Annotated in this window: 15 protein-coding genes; 10 read left to right on the forward strand and 5 right to left on the reverse strand. The window is 38.4% G+C overall.

Annotation, left to right across the window (positions count from 1 at the left end; all coding sequences use genetic code 11):
- Positions 1-29 precede the first annotated feature (29 nt).
- Positions 30-833: a DUF1338 domain-containing protein gene (locus tag I6F42_RS01505; protein WP_197150315.1), complete on the forward strand. Its 804-nt coding sequence runs from the start codon at positions 30-32 to the stop codon at positions 831-833.
- 71 nt (positions 834-904) lie between these two features.
- Here the strand turns inward: I6F42_RS01505 and I6F42_RS01510 are convergent, their stop codons facing one another.
- Positions 905-2,185, reverse strand: coding sequence for a flavohemoglobin expression-modulating QEGLA motif protein (locus I6F42_RS01510; RefSeq protein WP_008169642.1), 1,281 nt, complete (start codon positions 2,183-2,185; stop codon positions 905-907).
- 146 nt (positions 2,186-2,331) lie between these two features.
- On the opposite strand from I6F42_RS01510, the gene I6F42_RS01515 reads away from it, so the two are divergent.
- From I6F42_RS01515 to I6F42_RS01545, 7 genes are all read left to right on the forward strand, one after another.
- On the forward strand, positions 2,332-2,589 hold the full coding sequence (locus tag I6F42_RS01515; RefSeq protein ID WP_010553009.1) for a DUF3081 domain-containing protein: 258 nt from the start codon (positions 2,332-2,334) through the stop codon (positions 2,587-2,589).
- Positions 2,589-2,894 (forward strand): hypothetical protein, encoded by a 306-nt coding sequence (locus I6F42_RS01520; RefSeq protein ID WP_007580773.1) that lies wholly within the window; start codon positions 2,589-2,591, stop codon positions 2,892-2,894. The genes I6F42_RS01515 and I6F42_RS01520 overlap by 1 nt, the downstream gene beginning before the upstream one ends.
- A 409-nt stretch (positions 2,895-3,303) precedes the next feature.
- Positions 3,304-3,879, forward strand: a complete 576-nt coding sequence (betI, locus tag I6F42_RS01525; RefSeq protein WP_010553010.1) for a transcriptional regulator BetI — start codon at positions 3,304-3,306, stop codon at positions 3,877-3,879.
- 1 nt (position 3,880) lies between these two features.
- Entirely contained in the window at positions 3,881-5,344 is a 1,464-nt protein-coding gene (gene betB / locus I6F42_RS01530; RefSeq protein WP_010553011.1) for a betaine-aldehyde dehydrogenase, read from the forward strand.
- 11 nt (positions 5,345-5,355) lie between these two features.
- Positions 5,356-7,023, forward strand: a complete 1,668-nt coding sequence (gene betA / locus I6F42_RS01535; protein ID WP_197150328.1) for a choline dehydrogenase — start codon at positions 5,356-5,358, stop codon at positions 7,021-7,023.
- A 158-nt stretch (positions 7,024-7,181) separates the two neighbouring features.
- Positions 7,182-8,399 (forward strand): BCCT family transporter, encoded by a 1,218-nt coding sequence (locus tag I6F42_RS01540; RefSeq protein WP_197150341.1) that lies wholly within the window; start codon positions 7,182-7,184, stop codon positions 8,397-8,399.
- 9 nt (positions 8,400-8,408) lie between these two features.
- The gene (locus I6F42_RS01545) at positions 8,409-9,113 is read left to right on the forward strand and encodes a TorF family putative porin (protein WP_197150344.1); all 705 of its coding nucleotides are present in this window, start codon (positions 8,409-8,411) and stop codon (positions 9,111-9,113) included.
- Positions 9,114-9,209: 96 nt separating this feature from the next.
- Here the strand turns inward: I6F42_RS01545 and I6F42_RS01550 are convergent, their stop codons facing one another.
- From I6F42_RS01550 to fdxA, 4 genes are all read right to left on the reverse strand, one after another.
- Complete coding sequence (locus I6F42_RS01550) at positions 9,210-11,120, reverse strand: bifunctional diguanylate cyclase/phosphodiesterase (RefSeq protein WP_197150348.1); 1,911 nt, start codon at positions 11,118-11,120, stop codon at positions 9,210-9,212.
- Between the two features lie 209 nt (positions 11,121-11,329).
- Positions 11,330-11,788, reverse strand: coding sequence for an Sbal_3080 family lipoprotein (locus I6F42_RS01555; RefSeq protein WP_033012790.1), 459 nt, complete (start codon positions 11,786-11,788; stop codon positions 11,330-11,332).
- Between the two features lie 20 nt (positions 11,789-11,808).
- Positions 11,809-14,052 carry a carbohydrate binding family 9 domain-containing protein gene (locus I6F42_RS01560; RefSeq protein WP_197150351.1) on the reverse strand — a complete coding sequence of 748 codons (2,244 nt, stop codon included), beginning with the start codon at positions 14,050-14,052 and terminating at the stop codon, positions 11,809-11,811.
- A gap of 136 nt (positions 14,053-14,188) precedes the next feature.
- Positions 14,189-14,512 (reverse strand): ferredoxin FdxA, encoded by a 324-nt coding sequence (fdxA, locus tag I6F42_RS01565; protein ID WP_010553018.1) that lies wholly within the window; start codon positions 14,510-14,512, stop codon positions 14,189-14,191.
- A gap of 194 nt (positions 14,513-14,706) precedes the next feature.
- On the opposite strand from fdxA, the gene I6F42_RS01570 reads away from it, so the two are divergent.
- Both I6F42_RS01570 and I6F42_RS01575 read left to right on the forward strand, forming a co-directional pair.
- On the forward strand, positions 14,707-16,314 hold the full coding sequence (locus tag I6F42_RS01570) for an NAD(P)/FAD-dependent oxidoreductase (RefSeq protein WP_197150352.1): 1,608 nt from the start codon (positions 14,707-14,709) through the stop codon (positions 16,312-16,314).
- Positions 16,315-16,409: 95 nt separating this feature from the next.
- Positions 16,410-17,909 carry an amidase family protein gene (locus I6F42_RS01575; protein ID WP_197150353.1) on the forward strand — a complete coding sequence of 500 codons (1,500 nt, stop codon included), beginning with the start codon at positions 16,410-16,412 and terminating at the stop codon, positions 17,907-17,909.
- The last annotated feature ends 6 nt before the right edge of the window (positions 17,910-17,915 follow it).

Raw genomic sequence — 17,915 nt, forward strand, 5'->3', positions numbered from 1 at the left:
AAACCAAAATTTAGATTTAAGGATTTAACATGCATACTGATGTAAACACATTATTTGAGAGCCTTTGGAAAAACTACTTAAACGTAACACCATCGGCAGACAAAATTCATGACCTTTTAGGGTCAACGCAAAAAGATGACATTATTAATGATCATATTGCGCTGCGTACGTTTAATATTGAAAAAGTGGGCCTTGAAAAACTCGCCGCTCATTTTTTAGCAATTGGTTACAAAGAATGTGGTGAATACCACTTTGAAGCTAAAAAACTCTACGCAAAGCACTACGAGCATAGCGATCCGAATCAACCAAAAGTGTTTATTTCTGAGCTACTAGTAGAAAAATGCTCGCCAGAGTTACAAGCCATCGTAACCGACATGGTTGATAAAATTGATGAAAGTGCTGTTACTGCTGATAACTTTTTGTACTCAGGCACGCATTGGCAAGTAAGCACCGATACTTACAAACAACTGCTAGCTGAAAGCGAATATGCAGCGTGGATGTCGGCGTGGGGTTACCGTGCTAACCACTTTACTGTAAATATTAATACGCTTGCTAAGTTTAATAACATTCATGATGTTAACCAAGCTCTAAAAGACGCTGGATTTTCGCTTAATACGTCAGGCGGCGAAGTTAAAGGCTCACCAGAGGTGTTACTAGAGCAATCGTCAACACTTGCTGATGAATACTCAGTTACCTTTAGTAATGCTGATATGAGCATTCCTAGCTGTTTTTATGAGTTTGCTATTCGTTACCCTAAAGCAGACGGTGAGCTTTATACTGGTTTTGTTGCAGCCTCAGCTGACAAAATATTTGAAAGCACCAACGCTCGATAGCAAAACCTAAAGTACTTTATTTAAAAAGCCCGTTATGGGCTTTTTTTATGTCGGTAGGTTATGTTGATTAATTATAAAAATAACGGTTTATAATCGTTTTCTAACTTTTCAAACGATAAATCGCCAATAAAGCGGCCAAAGCTCAACCAAGTTGCCAAACCGCGTAAGTCTTTAAAGTGTGGTGGCACAAATTGTGGGCTCTCAATTACACCTAAATCATGAAGCTGCGATATTAATCTAAAATCATCTATCGATATTTTACCTACCAGTAATAAAGGAAGTCTATCGATTCGTCCAAGCTGTATTGCTACGCGTATTAAGTTATAAACCAGTACAAAGCCTTTAATGTAAGCAATATCTTTTGTAAAAGGCAAACCTGTTGGCGTACTGCCTCTAAATACACGCTGCGCGAGTGTGTAACTGTCATCTTTTGATAAACCTTGCGCTACGTAATCACGGTAAATATCTACAAACTCAGCACCGTCAATTACCTTTGTAACGGCTTGAATACGATTCACTAATTTAGATAAACGCCTTGGAGTCGATTTTAATGTAATAATTTCGGTAAGTACCGCTAAGCCTTCTTGGGTAATAGTAGAGCTAGGTGTGCCTTTACTTAAACATGTTAAATAAGGCTGAGCTAAACCATTTTGAGTGGTACCTACGTGTATCCACCCTTCGTGAACTTCTAAAATATCAAGCTCACGCTGAGAAAACTTAACATCTTGATTAAGCTTTATATTATTAGCACCTGCGGCTGCATCACTAACAATACCATCGCTAAGCATTACCTCTACGTTTATGCCTGCCATACTGGCATTTACTTGCTCAGACAAAATACGCACAGCATCAACAGCATCAATATTTTTAGGGTCGTCAGGCAGTATGTCGGCTATAAGTAAATTTTGCAGCGGTTTATCTAGCATATTAGCTAGCTCAGAAAGTGAGGGCTCACCAGCATGGAATAAATCTTTAGGGTGTCCAAATAACTCCACTGATAAGTCATGAAACTCTGGCGTTCCACGATACTCAAGCATACTTAATACCGTTTTATACTCGGTGCACATTTTTCCCATATATTGAGCAATCGGATTTAACTGCCCCAATTGGTTAATAATGTTACGGTGCAAAGTAGAAAATGCTTGGCGTAACTCGCTAGGTACAAAACCAAGGTCGCGCTGTTGATAATATGCACGATCGATGAGTGGGTTTTTTTGACATTTCTGTCTAAAAAACTCCTCTTTAGTTTGTTTATCCCAATTAATAGCATCGAGTATCCTAATTGGAGTTTGCAATGCAATTAATTGATCCGATAACTCACGAGTTTTTAGTAGTAACGCCTTGTCTATCATGCTCTAAGCTCAACAATAAATGAGTTTTGAGCATAATTTAAAAAAGCGAAATTACAAAGCAATATCACACTTTTTTAGCTATTGTTTTTAAGATGATCGACCCTCATATCTGTATCGTATGAGTTATTAAACGAAGGGCATAAAACATGAAAAACGAAATCGACAATAAACAGATTTTAGCCGTGTATGAACGCATAATTCAAAAAGGTGAAATGACTGATGAAGGTAAACATTATCAAGGCGTTACTGCTTATTCAGACGTAGATGGTTACACCATATACTTACAAGGTAGCGGCGTTGAACTGCGCTTTGGTTTTCACAATACTTACCACCTTGACTACGAACATGAAAAGCATAAAGACGACTTTTTAAAAAAATTATATAACATTGCAAACGAAGGCTAATGCAACCACGAAAACGCAGACACCGCCCTACCAGTAAGCTCAATACTACTTTTATAAACCAAGTAGTAGAAGAGCTTAGAGCTGATCCAAGCAAAGTCTCAATTATTCAAGAAAATTTAGAACAATACCGTGCTCAAACTCATTTAAAGCGTGGTTTTTTACTGGCTATAGAGCGCTTTGATTGGGTTTTTGAAGCAAGCAAAGATATAGACTTTATTTGCCAGCAAATTTTAGCTGATGACTATATTGGCAATAGACTAAGACGTTACCCCCTACTTTTTAAAGGCGTTATTAATAATGCCTGACCTTTCAAAACCAAGCGCTTTAAAACGATAAAACCACAAAGTTTACTCTCTATATAAATTTATTAGAGCACTAAGCAATTGCAGGTTTAGTGCGCTTTTGTATTAAATTAATACTATTAGTACTCTAACTATTACTGCACTAATGATTATTGATCATTTTATTCATTTATTGCTGTAAACAAATCATTACTATTATTTAATTTCAAAATAGAATTCACAAGCCTTTGTTTTAAATAAAATAAAACAAAGTAAAACCTTATCTTCTTTATCGCATTAGTTGCGCTTTTATTAATGATTAATCTACATTTTGGCATCTAGATATTTACTTCAGCCTTGAATTGTTAGAGCTATTACCTTAAGCTTATGTTTATTGAACGTTCAATTAATAAAAATTATGCCTAAAGTCGGAATGGAACCTGTCAGACGTCAGCAGCTAATTGACGCGACTATAGAGTCAGTTGCAACTAATGGACTACAAGGCACAACTATAAACAGCATTAGTAAAAATGCCGGTTTATCGTCAGGCATTATTAGTCATTATTTTGGTGGTAAGCAGGGGTTAATTGAAGCCACTGTTAGATACTTACTAACAAGCTTAAAACAAGGCTTGATAAGTAAAGTAAATAACCAAACGAATGCCATTGAACGTTTAATGATTATTATCGAAGCCAACTTTGCGCTTGTACAACAGCGTAATGATACAACCCGAACGTGGTTAAGTTTTTGGGCGCAATCGATGCATGATGAAGAATTACACAGACTACAAAACGTAAACAGTAAACGCTTGCAAAGTAATTTAGCATTTTCTTTTAAGCAATTAATGCCTATTGAGCAAGCAAAGCAAGCTGCAGAACTTAGCGCCGCAATGATCGATGGCCTATGGTTAAGAGCAGTACTGAGTAAATCAGACAATAATCAGTTTAAACACAGTGAAAAGTTAGCAAAAAGCTACGTACTTTCACTTATCAAGCAATATGGAGCCTAGCGTGACTACACCTGTCTATCAAAACTTTATTAACGGCCATTTTCTTGCAAACCAGAACGGCAAAACATTTGATGTATCAAACCCAGCAACGGGCGAGGTTATTTACGCAGTAGAAATTGCCGACGAATTTATTCAAAACGCAGCCATTGCCAGTGCAAAGCAAGGTTTTGCTCAGTGGTCAGCAATGACACCCATTGAACGTAGTCGCATTTTATTAAAAGCAGTGGCTATTTTACGCGAGCGCAACGATGAGCTGGCACTTGTAGAAGTACTCGACACCGGTAAACCAATGCAAGAAGCAAATTGTGTTGATATTGAAACTGGCGCTGATGTAATTGAATACTTTGCAGGCCTTGCGCCAGCACAAGTAGGCCAACAACAAATGGTTGGTGATGACTTTTACTACACACGTAAAGAGCCATTAGGTATTTGTGCGGGTATTGGTGCATGGAACTACCCACTACAAATTGCGTGTTGGAAGTCGGGCCCTGCCCTTGCAGCTGGTAATGCATTTATATTCAAACCATCTGAAGAAACACCACTTGGCGCAATTAAACTTGCAGAAGTATTTGTTGAAGCTGGCGTACCTGCAGGTGTGTTTAATGTTGTTCAAGGCGCGGGCGATGTAGGCCAGTGGCTAACGCAGCATAGCGATATTGATAAAGTATCGTTTACGGGTGAAGTAGGCACAGGTAAAAAAGTAGTGGCAAGCGCTGCCGGTACTTTAAAAGATGTCACGATGGAACTTGGTGGTAAATCTCCACTATTAGTATTTGATGATGCCAACATTGAGCAAGCGGTTAGCGCTGCTATGTTAGGTAACTTTTATACGCAAGGCGAAATTTGTACTAACTGTACACGTATTTACGTTCATAAAAATGTATATCAGCAGTTTATTGATGAGCTTAAAGCGCGCACTGAGAAAAACATTATTGCTGGTGACCCACAAGATTTAAATACTAACTTTGGCGCACTTATTTCTAAAAAGCACCAAGAACTAGTAATGAGCTACGTTAATAAAGGCATCGAAGAAGGTGCAACGCTATTAACCGGTGGTACAACGCTTTCACCTAAATCTGCACCTAATGGCTATTTTGTAGCACCGACTGTGTTTATTGATTGTAATGACGATATGACTATCGTTAAAGAAGAAATATTTGGCCCTGTAATGAGCGTGCTTGTTTTTGACGACGAAGACGATGTTATTGCACGCGCTAACGGGACTCACCTAGGCTTAGCTGCAGGCGTATTTACTAGCGATATTAAACGTGCGCACCGCGTGATTCATAAGTTACAAGCCGGTATTTGTTGGATTAATGCATACGGTAACTCACCTGCTGAAATGCCAGTTGGCGGTTATAAGCAATCGGGTATTGGCCGTGAAAATGGTATACAAACTCTTGATCAATACACGCAAACTAAGTCTATTTATGTTGGTATGGCCGACATAGAAAGCCCATTTTAAGGCGCCCTACTATGAGTAATCATTACGACTATATTATTGTTGGCGCGGGTTCGGCTGGTTGTGTTTTAGCAAACCGTTTATCTGAAGATTCAAGTAACCGCGTATTACTACTTGAAACTGGCGGTAGCGATAAAAGTATTTTTATAAAAATGCCAACCGCGTTATCTATTCCTATGAATAGTGACAAATACGCATGGCAGTTTCATACGCAACCTGAGCCTCATTTAGATAACCGTGAGATGCATTGTCCTCGAGGCAAAGTATTAGGCGGCTCGTCATCTATTAATGGCATGGTATATGTACGTGGCCACGCAAAAGATTTTGACGAATGGCAGCAACACGGTGCAAACGGTTGGGATTACCAATCATGTTTACCGTATTTTCAAAAAGCAGAAAGCTTTTACCTTGGTGAAAATACTTACCGTGGTGGCAAAGGCCCGCTTGGCGTTAATAACGGCAACGAAATGAAAAACCCGCTTTACCGCACCTTTATCAAAGCAGGTGTGCAAGCCGGTTATGCTTCTACAGATGATTATAATGCGTCGCAGCAAGAGGGTTTTGGCCCAATGCACATGACCGTAAAAGATGGCGTGCGCAGCTCTGCTTCTCGTGAGTATTTAGACCCAGTTAAATCGCGTAGTAATTTAACGATTATTACAGGTGCACTCGCACAACGCGTGATTTTAGATGGTAAAAAAGCCACTGGCATTGAATATAAAGTAAATGGCAACGTTAAAATTGCACATGCTGCAAAAGACGTTGTACTAAGTGCAGGGCCAATTGGCTCTCCACATATTCTACAACTCTCTGGTATTGGTGATACTCAAGCGCTTGAAAAAGCAGGCATTGAAGTACAACATCATTTACCTGGTGTTGGTCAAAATTTACAAGATCATCTTGAGTTTTACTTTCAATACAAGTGTAAGCAACCTATCACGCTTAACGGCAAGCTAGGCATTGTTTCAAAAGGGTTGATTGGCGCGCGCTGGTTATTAACGCGCTCAGGTTTAGGTGCAACGAATCATTTTGAATCGTGTGCGTTTATTCGCTCAAAACCAGGTGTTGAATGGCCAGATATTCAGTATCACTTTTTACCAGCGGCTATGCGTTACGATGGTAGAAGTGCATTTGCAGGTCATGGTTTTCAGGTACATGTTGGTCATAACAAACCAAAAAGTCGCGGTAGTGTCACTATTGCTTCTGCGAATCCTGAGCAACCACCAACCATTTTATTTAATTACCTTGAACACCAAGACGATATTGAAGGCTTTAGAGCGTGCGTTCGCTTAACACGCGACATAATCGAACAAAGTGCCTTTGATGAATACCGCGATGAAGAAATTCAACCTGGTAAACATATTCAAACAGATGAAGAAATAGATGCCTTTGTACGCCAAGCCGTAGAAAGTGCCTACCACCCTTCTTGCTCATGCAAAATGGGTGAAGATGATATGGCCGTTGTTAACTCAAATACGCAAGTACATGGTATTGAAGGACTACGTGTTGTTGACTCATCTATATTCCCAACAGTTCCTAACGGAAACTTGAATGCACCTACTATTATGGTTGCTGAAAAAGCAGCTGACATAATTTTAGGTAAAGAACCATTACAGAAATCGGATGTGAATGTTGCCATAACAACAAATTGGCAAGAAACACAACGTAGTACGGAGATCTAACTTTAGCCACATGCTCAGGTTTAGCCTCGTCGGGCTAAACCATTGCGTGCCTTGCAGTGGCACACGATGTAAATAGGTTACGTTGTGTTAATGCGAGAATAAAACAATAAAATACGGAGTGCTTATGAATTATTTTTATTCATTATTGGAGGGTAACAATGACTATTTGGCTTAATGCAGGCATCATTTTTACCTTACTTGCTATTATCACTATTTTAATTAAATGGGGTAATGTTCGCGTAGTAGGTGTAACACCAGTTCGAACCTTTACGTTTATAGCAATACTATTTACTTCTGGCCTTGATGTTGGCCTTATTATGTTTCCTTTAACTGAGTTTGCAGGTTATGCAGACATAAAAGCAAGCCCAGAATACGCGTTTGCAAATCCACTGGCTATTGAGTTTGGCTACTGGGGATTTTTGATCTGGGGATTTTACTTTCTTACGTGCTTTTATTTCTGTGTAATAGAACCTAAAGTGAAATTTTTCGAAATTCCTTGGGTTAAATTTATCAATAACGTTGTAATTATTGGTACATGTGCATTTACCGCTTATTTGCTGCTTACAAACCTACCGTGGTATTTACCCGAACTAGGTGATGGAACAAGTATAGTTTCTGAGTTTTACTTAATTGTGTTTGCTGCTATCTGTTTTGCTGTGTACTCAAGTACTGATATTAAATATGTACGTATTTTGAGTATTTCTACTACGTGGTTATTTTTAGCTTTAATCGCCTTTATGTGGGCTGGCGCATTTGTGATTGGTGATAGTCAAATGTCAGCATTTACAGATAACTTAGGCTCTATTGGTACTTACTTTGCAAACATTAATGAATTTGTTTTACCGCTTAATGATTACCATGAGTTTTACTTATTCTGGTGGTTTGCGTGGAGCATAATGATTGGTCAATTTACATCACGCTTTGTTGGTGGACTTAAAACATACCAAGTATTAGGTGCTATGTTGATTTTCCCTTCTATTCCTATTGCGATTTGGTTTAGCGTACTTTACCACTACCATGAAGCCGGCATTCCAACGCAAGGCATTAAAAACTTTGCAATGGTATTTGTAGGTATTGTATTTGTAATTAACTCACTCGATTCGTTAGTGCGTTTATATACAGATAACCTAAACTTTACCGTAAAGCGTTTTGGAAAAATGAAATACATGATCGGAAATGTTGTTGCTCTATCACTACTTACATTATTGTTTAAATTAGAATTTTTACAAATTCAGTGGGTAGGCGCATTAGTTATTGGCTTATTCTTTATCTGTGCTGCTTTTATTGGTTACAGTAAATTTAAAACAGTAACGAATATAGACAGCTCACCAAAAGCAAACGCAATTGATTATACAAAAATAGACACTGTACACTAGGGAATAGTAATGAATAACAAACTAAAACAACTTGTAGTAGCACTACCATTAGCACTTTTATCAACAACTGCAGCAGCTGATTGGTCAACAACAATCACTGCAGCGTCTGACTACACTTTTAATGGTGTAAGCCAAACAGATAGCAACCCTGCAATTCAAGGTAGCTTAGACTATGCCTTTGAAAGCGGTGTATATGCAGGTGCATGGGCTTCAAATGTAGATTTTGGTGACGATACCGATTTTGAACTTGATGCTTACATTGGTAAGTATGTACAACTTGATGAGCAATTTAGTGTTGATTACGGTATTGCTTATTACACTTATCAAGGTAATAACAGCGATGGTAACTACGCTGAGGCTTACACTAAGTTTGGTTATGCAAGTGAGTACGGCCAAACTGAGCTTAACTTTTGGTACAGCTGGGACTACTTCGGTTACGATACAGGGCATGTTATTTCGATGATTGCTCACACGTATGAGCTGGCTCCAAACCATGCACTACGTGCCAGCTTTGATATTTCAAACTCACTTGATGGTGATAAGTTTGAGTGGGATGAGATTAAGGGTGATAAATCATACCACCACTACCGCTTAGCATACCAAACAAGCTACGAAGGTTTTGGTATTGAAGTGGCCGCTGAAAACACAAGCTTAGATAATGATGCGTCTGACGAGCGTATTGTACTTGCTATTTCACGCACATTTGATCTTTAATTCAGTAATTACTGATTAAACAAAAAAATGCCACTCTATTTAGAGTGGCATTTTTATTTGTAAACTAACTAACTAACTAACTAACTAACTAACTAACTAACTAACAATATCCCACGCACTTGTACCCGATGCTGAAAGGTTACTAGTGTTGTTACGTAATACTTTATTACCAACATTAACCGATGACTCAGGGCGGCTAACTAAATATCCCTGAACAGAGCTCACACCCATTTTTTTAACGAGTTCAAACTGCCCAATTTCTTCAACGCCTTCTGCAACAATTTTAAGACCTAGCTTTTTCCCAAGATCACTAATTGTATTTAATATATCGTTATATTTTTGGCTTTTATTGGCTTGTGCTATAAACGAGCGATCAATTTTAATAACATCTATTGGTAAATCCGCTAATGTACTTAAAGAACTAAAACCTGTACCAAAGTCATCAATAGCAATAGTGATACCCTCTTCTCTGAGCCTGCTCAGCTCTTTAATAATTCTTGGACTGGCTTTAATGAAAGTTGATTCGGTAATTTCTAGCATCAAAGACGTAGCCGGTAAGCCGGTTTTTTTTAGCTTCTTCATTACCCAATCATAAATATCACGATGCTTTAGTTGAATGCCCGAAACGTTAACTGATATTTTTACTTTGCGCATACCTGCATTGTGCCAAGCAGCCATTTGCCGACACGATTCAAGCATAATCCAATCGCCAAGCTCTAATATTAAATTAGACTCTTCTGCTATCGGAATAAACTCTGAAGGAGGGATCATACCCTCAACTGGGTGGTCCCAGCGTGTAAGCGCTTCGAAATAATCAATCATACAATCTTCAACATGCACAATTGGCTGAAAAGATAAGTACAAATCTTTACACGCGACTGCTATGCGAAGCTCTTCGAGTAAATAATGGTAACGGCGCATTTTGTTACCCATTTCTGGTGAGTAAACTTTAAATATTCCCTTACCATCGCTTTTAGCTCTATACATAGCTACATCAGCTAATTGTAAAAGGGCCTGCGGCGTTGACGCACTTTCTGGATATGCCGCGATACCAATGCTGGCACTAATTTTTACTATTTTATTGCCTAGCACAAAGTCTTTTTCAAGTTCACTTAGCACGTGCTTAGCAATTTCAACGACTCTGTCACTATCATCAAGTAATTCTATAAAAATGGAGAACTCGTCTCCTCCTAACCTTGATAAGTTTTGCTCTAATTGGTTAGCACTATTTATGTTACTTAATTTATGGTGGCGTAAAACATTCGCAAGTCGGCTAGCAACTTGAACTAATATTTCATCACCAAAACTGTGACCAAACGAGTCGTTTACTTGTTTAAAACCATCAAGATCTATAAACAGGAGTGCGCACTTCAGCTCTTCTTGGTTTGCGTGATTAATTTGCCTGTCGATATGTTCAATATACGCATGGCGGTCAATTAACAACGTCAGTTTATCTTGGCATATACTTGTTTGTGTTTGTTTTACGTAATTAGCCACATGCGTATTTAAACTATTTATTGATTGGCTTAAGCTGCTTACACCCAAAGGATTCTCTGCCGGTTTTACTTGCAAATTAAATGCAGTGAGTAAGCTATTGGCTTGAAGATTAAGCTCCGCTATTTGATTTTTATAATGACGCTTTCTACGCTCTCTGCGTAAGTACAGGCCAGAACCAAATATTAAGATACATAAAAGTAAAAAATTAATAGGTGATGCAAGTGTCATTATAATTAACTTACTTGAATCAGCAGCTACAAACTGGGTGTCAGTGGTTTTAATAAGCAAAAAATCAGCTGTGGGCTGCTCAATTATATAGTGGCCATTTAATATCGGATTATACCAAGGAGCCATATCAAGAGAGGTATTCGTTATTTCAAAATTTCGTATATCAATACTGGTACTAAATAGATTTATACGGTTAATCTGATTCGTTAACCCTATATTTATGCAAAAACAAAATAGAATTATGATTAAGAAAATAAAACCAAGTGGTTTAAATTTATTCATAAAAAAAATCCATCTATCTTACCTCTCCCTTAAATCCATTTCCAAAAGCGGATTATATCGCTTGCATTTAGTACTACGCAAGCATTGATATAATCCTAAGCCATTAGCATAACAAAAAATCGTAACAATAATGGATTACCTAACTATATCTGCATATAGTATAGGTGGGATAAACAAAAATAAACAAAAAGGTTCTAATTGTTTAAAATTTAATACATACCGTCAATAAGCTCTATAATTTTTTCTTCGGCGTCTATAAACTTATCCAGTCCACCACCGGTGCGATAAGATGCTTGCGCTATTTTTTCATTCGTTTCAACGTCTTTAATCCAAATATTTGCGTATGCCATATAGAGCGCTAAATCCCAACGCCAATTTGCTACGTAGTAAGCAACGGCATTACACCCTGTTGTGTCTGCATCTGGTAACTCAGTCTGGTAGTCTTGATGCTGCAATACATAATTAGCAGGAATAACTCGGGTTTCTACCTCATGCTTTGCAAAACCTTTTTTCATCGCATCAATAACCCCCTCTTTAACAGCCTTATGTTCAGCAATACACACTGTTTTAGGTTTGTTTGTTTCAAAGCGAGTAATGTCTTGCTTGGCCGCACAACCCGCCAAGGTAGCAACCATTGCAGCTGCAACTGTTATTTTTAAAGTTTTCATATTTATTCCTTTTTTAATATTTAAAGCCGCCATGCATAGCTAACTTTTGTAAATAAGGTACGTTGATCCCGCTCAATATTTTTAAGTGAATCGTCTTGGTAACCTCTATCTGAGTAACCCAAATAAAACAACGTTTGCGCATTAATTTTATATGAGTAAACAAGCTGACTACCGTAGTCTTTGTTAATTTGACTAACTTGATAAAAGTAGGCATTTTCGTCTCTATCAATATCTTCAAATTGTAAAATTAATTTAAGAATTGAACGCATGCTAAATTTATAATGAAGTCTAAAGTCGACCAAGTTAGCAGTAAACACCCGCTTCCCTTGCGGGTTGTCTAATTGACTGTAGTTATGCTTTACATCGAGTTGCCAATGGTCGTTAATGTCCCAAACCACTTGGGTTTGAGTGTCAAACGCGTCGCCTAATTGCTCATTTGCATAATCAATGCGGCTAGCGTATTCAATATATAACGAAAGCTTTAAATCTTTAGTGGGTTTAAAGCCCGTATAAATAAAACCAATATTTTGATTATAAAAATTGTCGTTATAGTTTTCATAGCGGTGCACTAAACCAATTTCAAAAATAGATTGTTTTTGGCCTTTAAAGCTTAAAAAGCCTTCGTATTCTTCTTCAAGTAAGTCGCCGTTTTGCGCCCACGTTTTATCCCAGTCAGCTTCGTATGACCATGAGGTAAGTAAATCAGATTCATCTCTGTACCATGTTTGTCCGCCACCAAAGCCTACTTTTTCATAATCGACTTTAGCTTGATAACCTAAATCGGTGCGGTAGTCCTGCCCAATATTTTCATAAGATGCAAATAATTTGTAATCACGTTTATCGCGGGTAAGTTCCAGGGCATATGCTTCATCTGACTGAGTTTCAGATAAGTTATAATTTTGAATTAAAAATTCAGAGTTACGTGTATCAGCAGATGATACTTGATACAAAAGAGTATCCGATTGATTAAACCAGTAGCTACCATCCACTGATAATACAGTGTTGTGATAGTCATCACTTTCTCTGTGCGTGCTTGAAAGGCCAATAGTACCCTGCTGACCTAGATCATATTGATAACGCCCTGCGGCAGCATTCGTTTTTTCGTTTAAGCTTGCAAAGCCAGAGCCCTGATTCGTTGGCAGTAAAATATTACTATTGTCGTCATCAGCGAGCATTAACGCATAACTATGATCACCCGTTTTACCCGTTAATTTTGCACCTAAAGTAGGCTCTGCAATTGTACGTGTATATAAAAGCTCAAATAAGCTGCTTTTAAAGTAAGAAGCTCCATCTAAAAAGAAAGGACGTTTTTCAGCATAATAAATAGAAAAGGTTGTATTTACATCGAGCTCTAAAGAGTCTGTTTCTACTTGCGAAAAATCTGGGTTGATAGTCGCATTTAAAACAGCGTCCTTGGTTAAACCCCAGCGCAAATCTAAGCCCACTTCGGTATCTATATCACCATTATCCCAGTTACCCGGTAATTCAGATTTATTATCGTTACGAAGTGCTGTCAATGTAGGTGTTAATTGAATATTTTTACTCGATTCAATATCGCTAAAACCCACTAACTTATCAAACTGACAAAGGCTACATTTTATATTTCTATCAAATCCCATATTTGATAGCTGATATAAAACATCACGTTGGTAGTTTCTCATTACTGAAAAACCCCACGTTAGCTCTTTTTTATTTTCAGGAAAGCGCAGTGCCTTAAAAGGAATACGCATTTCAACAACGTAACCTTTCTCGTTAATTTGTCCCGCGCTATCCCAAATAGCATTCCATGAGGTATCTGAGCTCCACCCATCGGTATCGGTCATTCTTATATCGCCTTGTGCGCCAAGGGGATTTACATGAAATTCATAACCACTGCGTTCATCATTAAATGTATCAATAACAAGAATGACTACGTCGTCTTCCCATAGCGTATCGCGGTCACGAAGTGATGCACGAATTTGTTCAGGGTTTGGATCCTCTGCAATAAAGGCAACATATAAGTTTGTGCCATCTTCGTAAATAAAGGCATCAGTTTTTACAGGAGGTGTGCCTTTTTCGTTAGGCTCATCTTGGTAGAGTAGAGGTATACGTGTCGCATTTTGCCAGTGCGCTTCATCCATAACACCATCAATAGTGATATTTGAATCAATACGAGATAAGGATATTTGCTGTTTACTAGCCGCTACATCAAGGCTTGAGAGTAATAAAACGAAACTTAAAAATAGGAAAGTAAATTTTTTTATTATAGTTATAAAGTACTGCATAAACATCCATTTAGACTGTAATTACTCATAGGGAGTAACTTAAGCTGGGGATTGTAATTTATCCAGGTACATTTGTTAATACTTTGAAATAAAAAATCAACTATTTAATGATAAAGGAGTAACTAATTGTTACGTATTATGTTTCGAGTAGTTTAAGTTTATCGTCTATGCCATTCCATATATCAGCGTCCTCTGGTGCAGGTTTAACCTCTGTAATGCGCGGCCAGACCAGTGCAAGTTCAGCATTCAATTCAGCAAACTCTTTTTGAGATTCTGGTAATTCATCTTCTTGGTATATAGCATCAGCTGAACACTCAGGGACACATAAACCACAATCGATACAATCAATCGGGCTAATTGCTAAAAAATTAGGGCCTTCAAAAAATGCATCTGCTGGGCACACTGATACGCAATCGGTGTACTTACATTTTATACAATTTTCGGTGACTACAAACGCCATACTATTTTAATACCTAAGATTTTAAACAACAGTTGTGGATCATACCCATCCACTCCAAAAATACAATAAATAAGTGCCATATCACCCTATTTTAACGTAAAATACGCGCCTTATGTTTGCACACCCGTTGTGCCCTGCATCCCCTTATTGTGAGCGGTAATAATACCCCGCTATGACACCTAAAAGAGATATAAATGATACGTTTAACCGAAATAAAGCTGCCACTTGATCATGACGAAGATGCAATTGGTCAAGCAATTGTAAATAAACTAAAAATCCAACCAGAACAATTGCACAGTTTTAATGTGTTTAAGCGTGGTTATGATGCACGTAAAAAATCAGCTATTTTACTGATTTATACACTCGATATAGAAGTTGATAACGAAGCCGAGCTACTCGCGGCATTTGAAAAAGACCAACATGTAAAAGTAGCGCCAGACACAAACTATAAATTTGTAGCCCAAGCCAGCGAAAATATAACAGAGCGCCCTGTTGTGATTGGTTTTGGCCCTTGTGGTTTATTTGCAGGCTTATTACTTGCTCAAATGGGCTTTAATCCCATTATATTAGAGCGCGGTAAAGAGGTACGTGAACGTACAAAAGACACGTTTGGCTTTTGGCGTAAACGCACACTTAATACCGAATCAAATGTACAATTTGGTGAAGGTGGCGCAGGTACATTCTCAGACGGTAAGTTATACAGCCAAGTAAAGGATCCAAAACATTACGGTCGTAAAGTCATTACTGAATTTGTAGAAGCAGGCGCACCCGATGAAATTTTATACGTAAGTAAGCCACACATTGGTACGTTTAAACTTGTCACCATGATTGAAAAAATGCGCGCTCGTATAATAGAACTAGGCGGCGAAATTCACTTTAGCACACGTGTTGACGATATTCATTTAGACGACGGGCAAGTAACAGGTTTAACGCTTTCAAATGGCGAGCAACTAAACACTCGCCATGTTGTATTAGCCGTTGGTCACAGCGCACGTGACACGTTTGATATGATCCACAAAAAAGGGATTTATGTTGAAGCAAAGCCATTCTCAGTCGGTTTTAGAATCGAACATAAACAATCAATGATCGATGAATGTCGTTTTGGCACAAATGCAGGAAACCCAATTTTAGGCTCTGCCGATTATAAACTTGTTCATCATTGCGACAATGGCCGCACAGTTTACAGCTTTTGTATGTGCCCAGGTGGCACAGTAGTCGCTGCAACCTCTGAAAAGGGCCGCGTTGTTACCAACGGTATGAGCCAATATTCACGCAGTGAGCGCAACGCTAACAGCGCTATTGTGGTAGGTATTTCTCCAGAGCAAGATTTCCCAGGTAATCCACTTGCTGGAATAGACTTACAACGTAAACTTGAAGAGCAAGCGTATGAGCTTGGTGGTAGCAACTACGATGCACCAGCCCAGTTAATTGGCGACTTTTTGAAAGGTAAATCATCAGAAAACTTAGGTGAAGTACAACCCTCTTACACACCCGGTATTAAGTTAACTGACTTGAGTAAAGTGCTACCACAATTTGCTATTGATGCCCTTCGCGAAGCGATACCAGCGTTTAATAAACAAATTCGCGGCTTTTCAACTAACGACGGTTTACTAACCGGCGTTGAAACACGTACTTCGTCGCCTATTAGTATTAAGCGTGATAAAACATTCCAAAGTATTAACACCAAAGGGCTTTACCCTGCAGGTGAAGGCGCAGGCTACGCTGGCGGTATTTTATCAGCGGGTATTGATGGTATTAAAGCGGCTGAAGCGGTCGCACTTTCTATGTTAGAAAACGCTTAAACCTCTTTTTTAAGCCGTTTATCGAAAAGCCTCACTTTGTGAGGCTTTTTTGTGCTAAATGTATAGAAAATAATAACACCTCAAGCACCTCAACAATGATCAAAACATTTACCTTTTCGTTGCTTAGTGTATTAGCAATTTTTAACGCTAAAGCACAAGAGCTAAAAACCATCGATGAAATTCACAGTGCATATAAAAATAATTCTATTAATGCACAGCAACTCACCCAAAATTATATAGACCGAATTAATAAACTTAATCCACACTATAATGCGGTTATTAGTTTAGAGCCTACAGCTATTGCTCAAGCTAAAACGTTAGATGAACTTGCCGTCAAAGGAACTTGGGCTGGGCCATTACATGGAATACCTGTACTTCTTAAAGATAATATAGAAACTAAAGGCACACTTCCTACAACTGCTGGCTCTTTAGCACTTAAAAATAACGTTACTGATAATGATGCTTTTGTTGTTAAACAACTACGTAATGCGGGCGCTATAATTTTAGGTAAAGCTAATTTAAGTGAGTGGGCAAATTTTCGTTCATCCTATTCATCTTCAGGCTGGAGTGCCGTAGGCGGACAAACACATAATGCGCACGATGTAACACGTAACCCATGTGGTTCTAGCGCAGGTTCTGCTGTTGCGGTAGCACTTAACTTTGCGCCTATAGCATTAGGGACTGAAACAGACGGTTCAATTACGTGCCCTGCCTCAGTAAATGGAGTGTATGCAATAAAACCGAGTATGGGCCAAGTATCACGCTCAGGCGTTGTGCCTCTTTCAAGTAGCCAAGATTCTGTAGGGCCGATGGCGCATTCACTTAAAGATGCGCTGCTGGTTTTATCAGTTTTGCAAGGTGAAGACTCCCTTGATGCGACAACTACAGGGTTTGAATTAAAAACAGGTAATATAAAATCAAAATCGTCACTTATTATTGGTGCACTGCCTAGCGACAAATTTACAGTTGAAACGCAGCGCCTTTATGCCAAGCAGTTACAAGCATTACAACAGGCTGGACACACTGTTATTAATGTAGATATTACTGATAACTTAGATACGCTATTTGCTGATGAATACTATATTTTACTTTACGACTTCAAAGCCGAAATTAATCATTACCTCGCAAACACTCCAAAACAAGTGGCTGTTAAAAGCCTAAAAGCACTTATTAATTTTAATATTAAAAATAAAAAAACAGAAATGCCCCACTTTGAGCAAGATATCCTAGTTCAATCGCAGGCTATTGATTTAACTAACAAACAAAAATATCAGGAGACTAAAGAACGCTATCGCACTTTAGCAACGACAGCCATTGTTAATGTATATAAAAACAACAAGCTTGATATTGTTATAGCGCCTACAGTATCACCGGCCTGGAAAACAGACTTAGTTAATGGTGATAATTTTAATGGCAGTAGTAGTTCGTTATCTGCTATTGCTGGCACAACGCACATAACCCTACCGGTCGGAAAAGTAAGTGGTTTACCGGTTGGTTTGTCCATAATAGCAAATAAAGAGGACGAGCAAGCGGCTTATTTATACGCAAATATTATTGATGAGGTGTTATCACCAGGCACAAAAAAACCTGAGTAAACTCAG

This window comes from Pseudoalteromonas sp. SWYJZ12 (genome assembly GCF_015864395.1).
GTDB lineage: Bacteria > Pseudomonadota > Gammaproteobacteria > Enterobacterales > Alteromonadaceae > Pseudoalteromonas > Pseudoalteromonas arctica.

Excerpts from the sequence above, each read along its gene's own strand:
- I6F42_RS01505 (WP_197150315.1), top strand. The coding sequence starts at position 30 with ATGCATACTGATGTAAACACATTATTTGAGAGCCTTTGGAAAAACTAC.
- I6F42_RS01510 (WP_008169642.1), bottom strand. The coding sequence starts at position 2,185 with ATGATAGACAAGGCGTTACTACTAAAAACTCGTGAGTTATCGGATCAA.
- I6F42_RS01515 (WP_010553009.1), top strand. The coding sequence starts at position 2,332 with ATGAAAAACGAAATCGACAATAAACAGATTTTAGCCGTGTATGAACGC.
- I6F42_RS01520 (WP_007580773.1), top strand. The coding sequence starts at position 2,589 with ATGCAACCACGAAAACGCAGACACCGCCCTACCAGTAAGCTCAATACT.
- betI (WP_010553010.1), top strand. The coding sequence starts at position 3,304 with ATGGAACCTGTCAGACGTCAGCAGCTAATTGACGCGACTATAGAGTCA.
- betA (WP_197150328.1), top strand. The coding sequence starts at position 5,356 with ATGAGTAATCATTACGACTATATTATTGTTGGCGCGGGTTCGGCTGGT.
- I6F42_RS01540 (WP_197150341.1), top strand. The coding sequence starts at position 7,182 with ATGACTATTTGGCTTAATGCAGGCATCATTTTTACCTTACTTGCTATT.
- I6F42_RS01545 (WP_197150344.1), top strand. The coding sequence starts at position 8,409 with ATGAATAACAAACTAAAACAACTTGTAGTAGCACTACCATTAGCACTT.
- I6F42_RS01550 (WP_197150348.1), bottom strand. The coding sequence starts at position 11,120 with ATGAATAAATTTAAACCACTTGGTTTTATTTTCTTAATCATAATTCTA.
- I6F42_RS01555 (WP_033012790.1), bottom strand. The coding sequence starts at position 11,788 with ATGAAAACTTTAAAAATAACAGTTGCAGCTGCAATGGTTGCTACCTTG.
- I6F42_RS01560 (WP_197150351.1), bottom strand. The coding sequence starts at position 14,052 with ATGCAGTACTTTATAACTATAATAAAAAAATTTACTTTCCTATTTTTA.
- fdxA (WP_010553018.1), bottom strand. The coding sequence starts at position 14,512 with ATGGCGTTTGTAGTCACCGAAAATTGTATAAAATGTAAGTACACCGAT.
- I6F42_RS01570 (WP_197150352.1), top strand. The coding sequence starts at position 14,707 with ATGATACGTTTAACCGAAATAAAGCTGCCACTTGATCATGACGAAGAT.
- I6F42_RS01575 (WP_197150353.1), top strand. The coding sequence starts at position 16,410 with ATGATCAAAACATTTACCTTTTCGTTGCTTAGTGTATTAGCAATTTTT.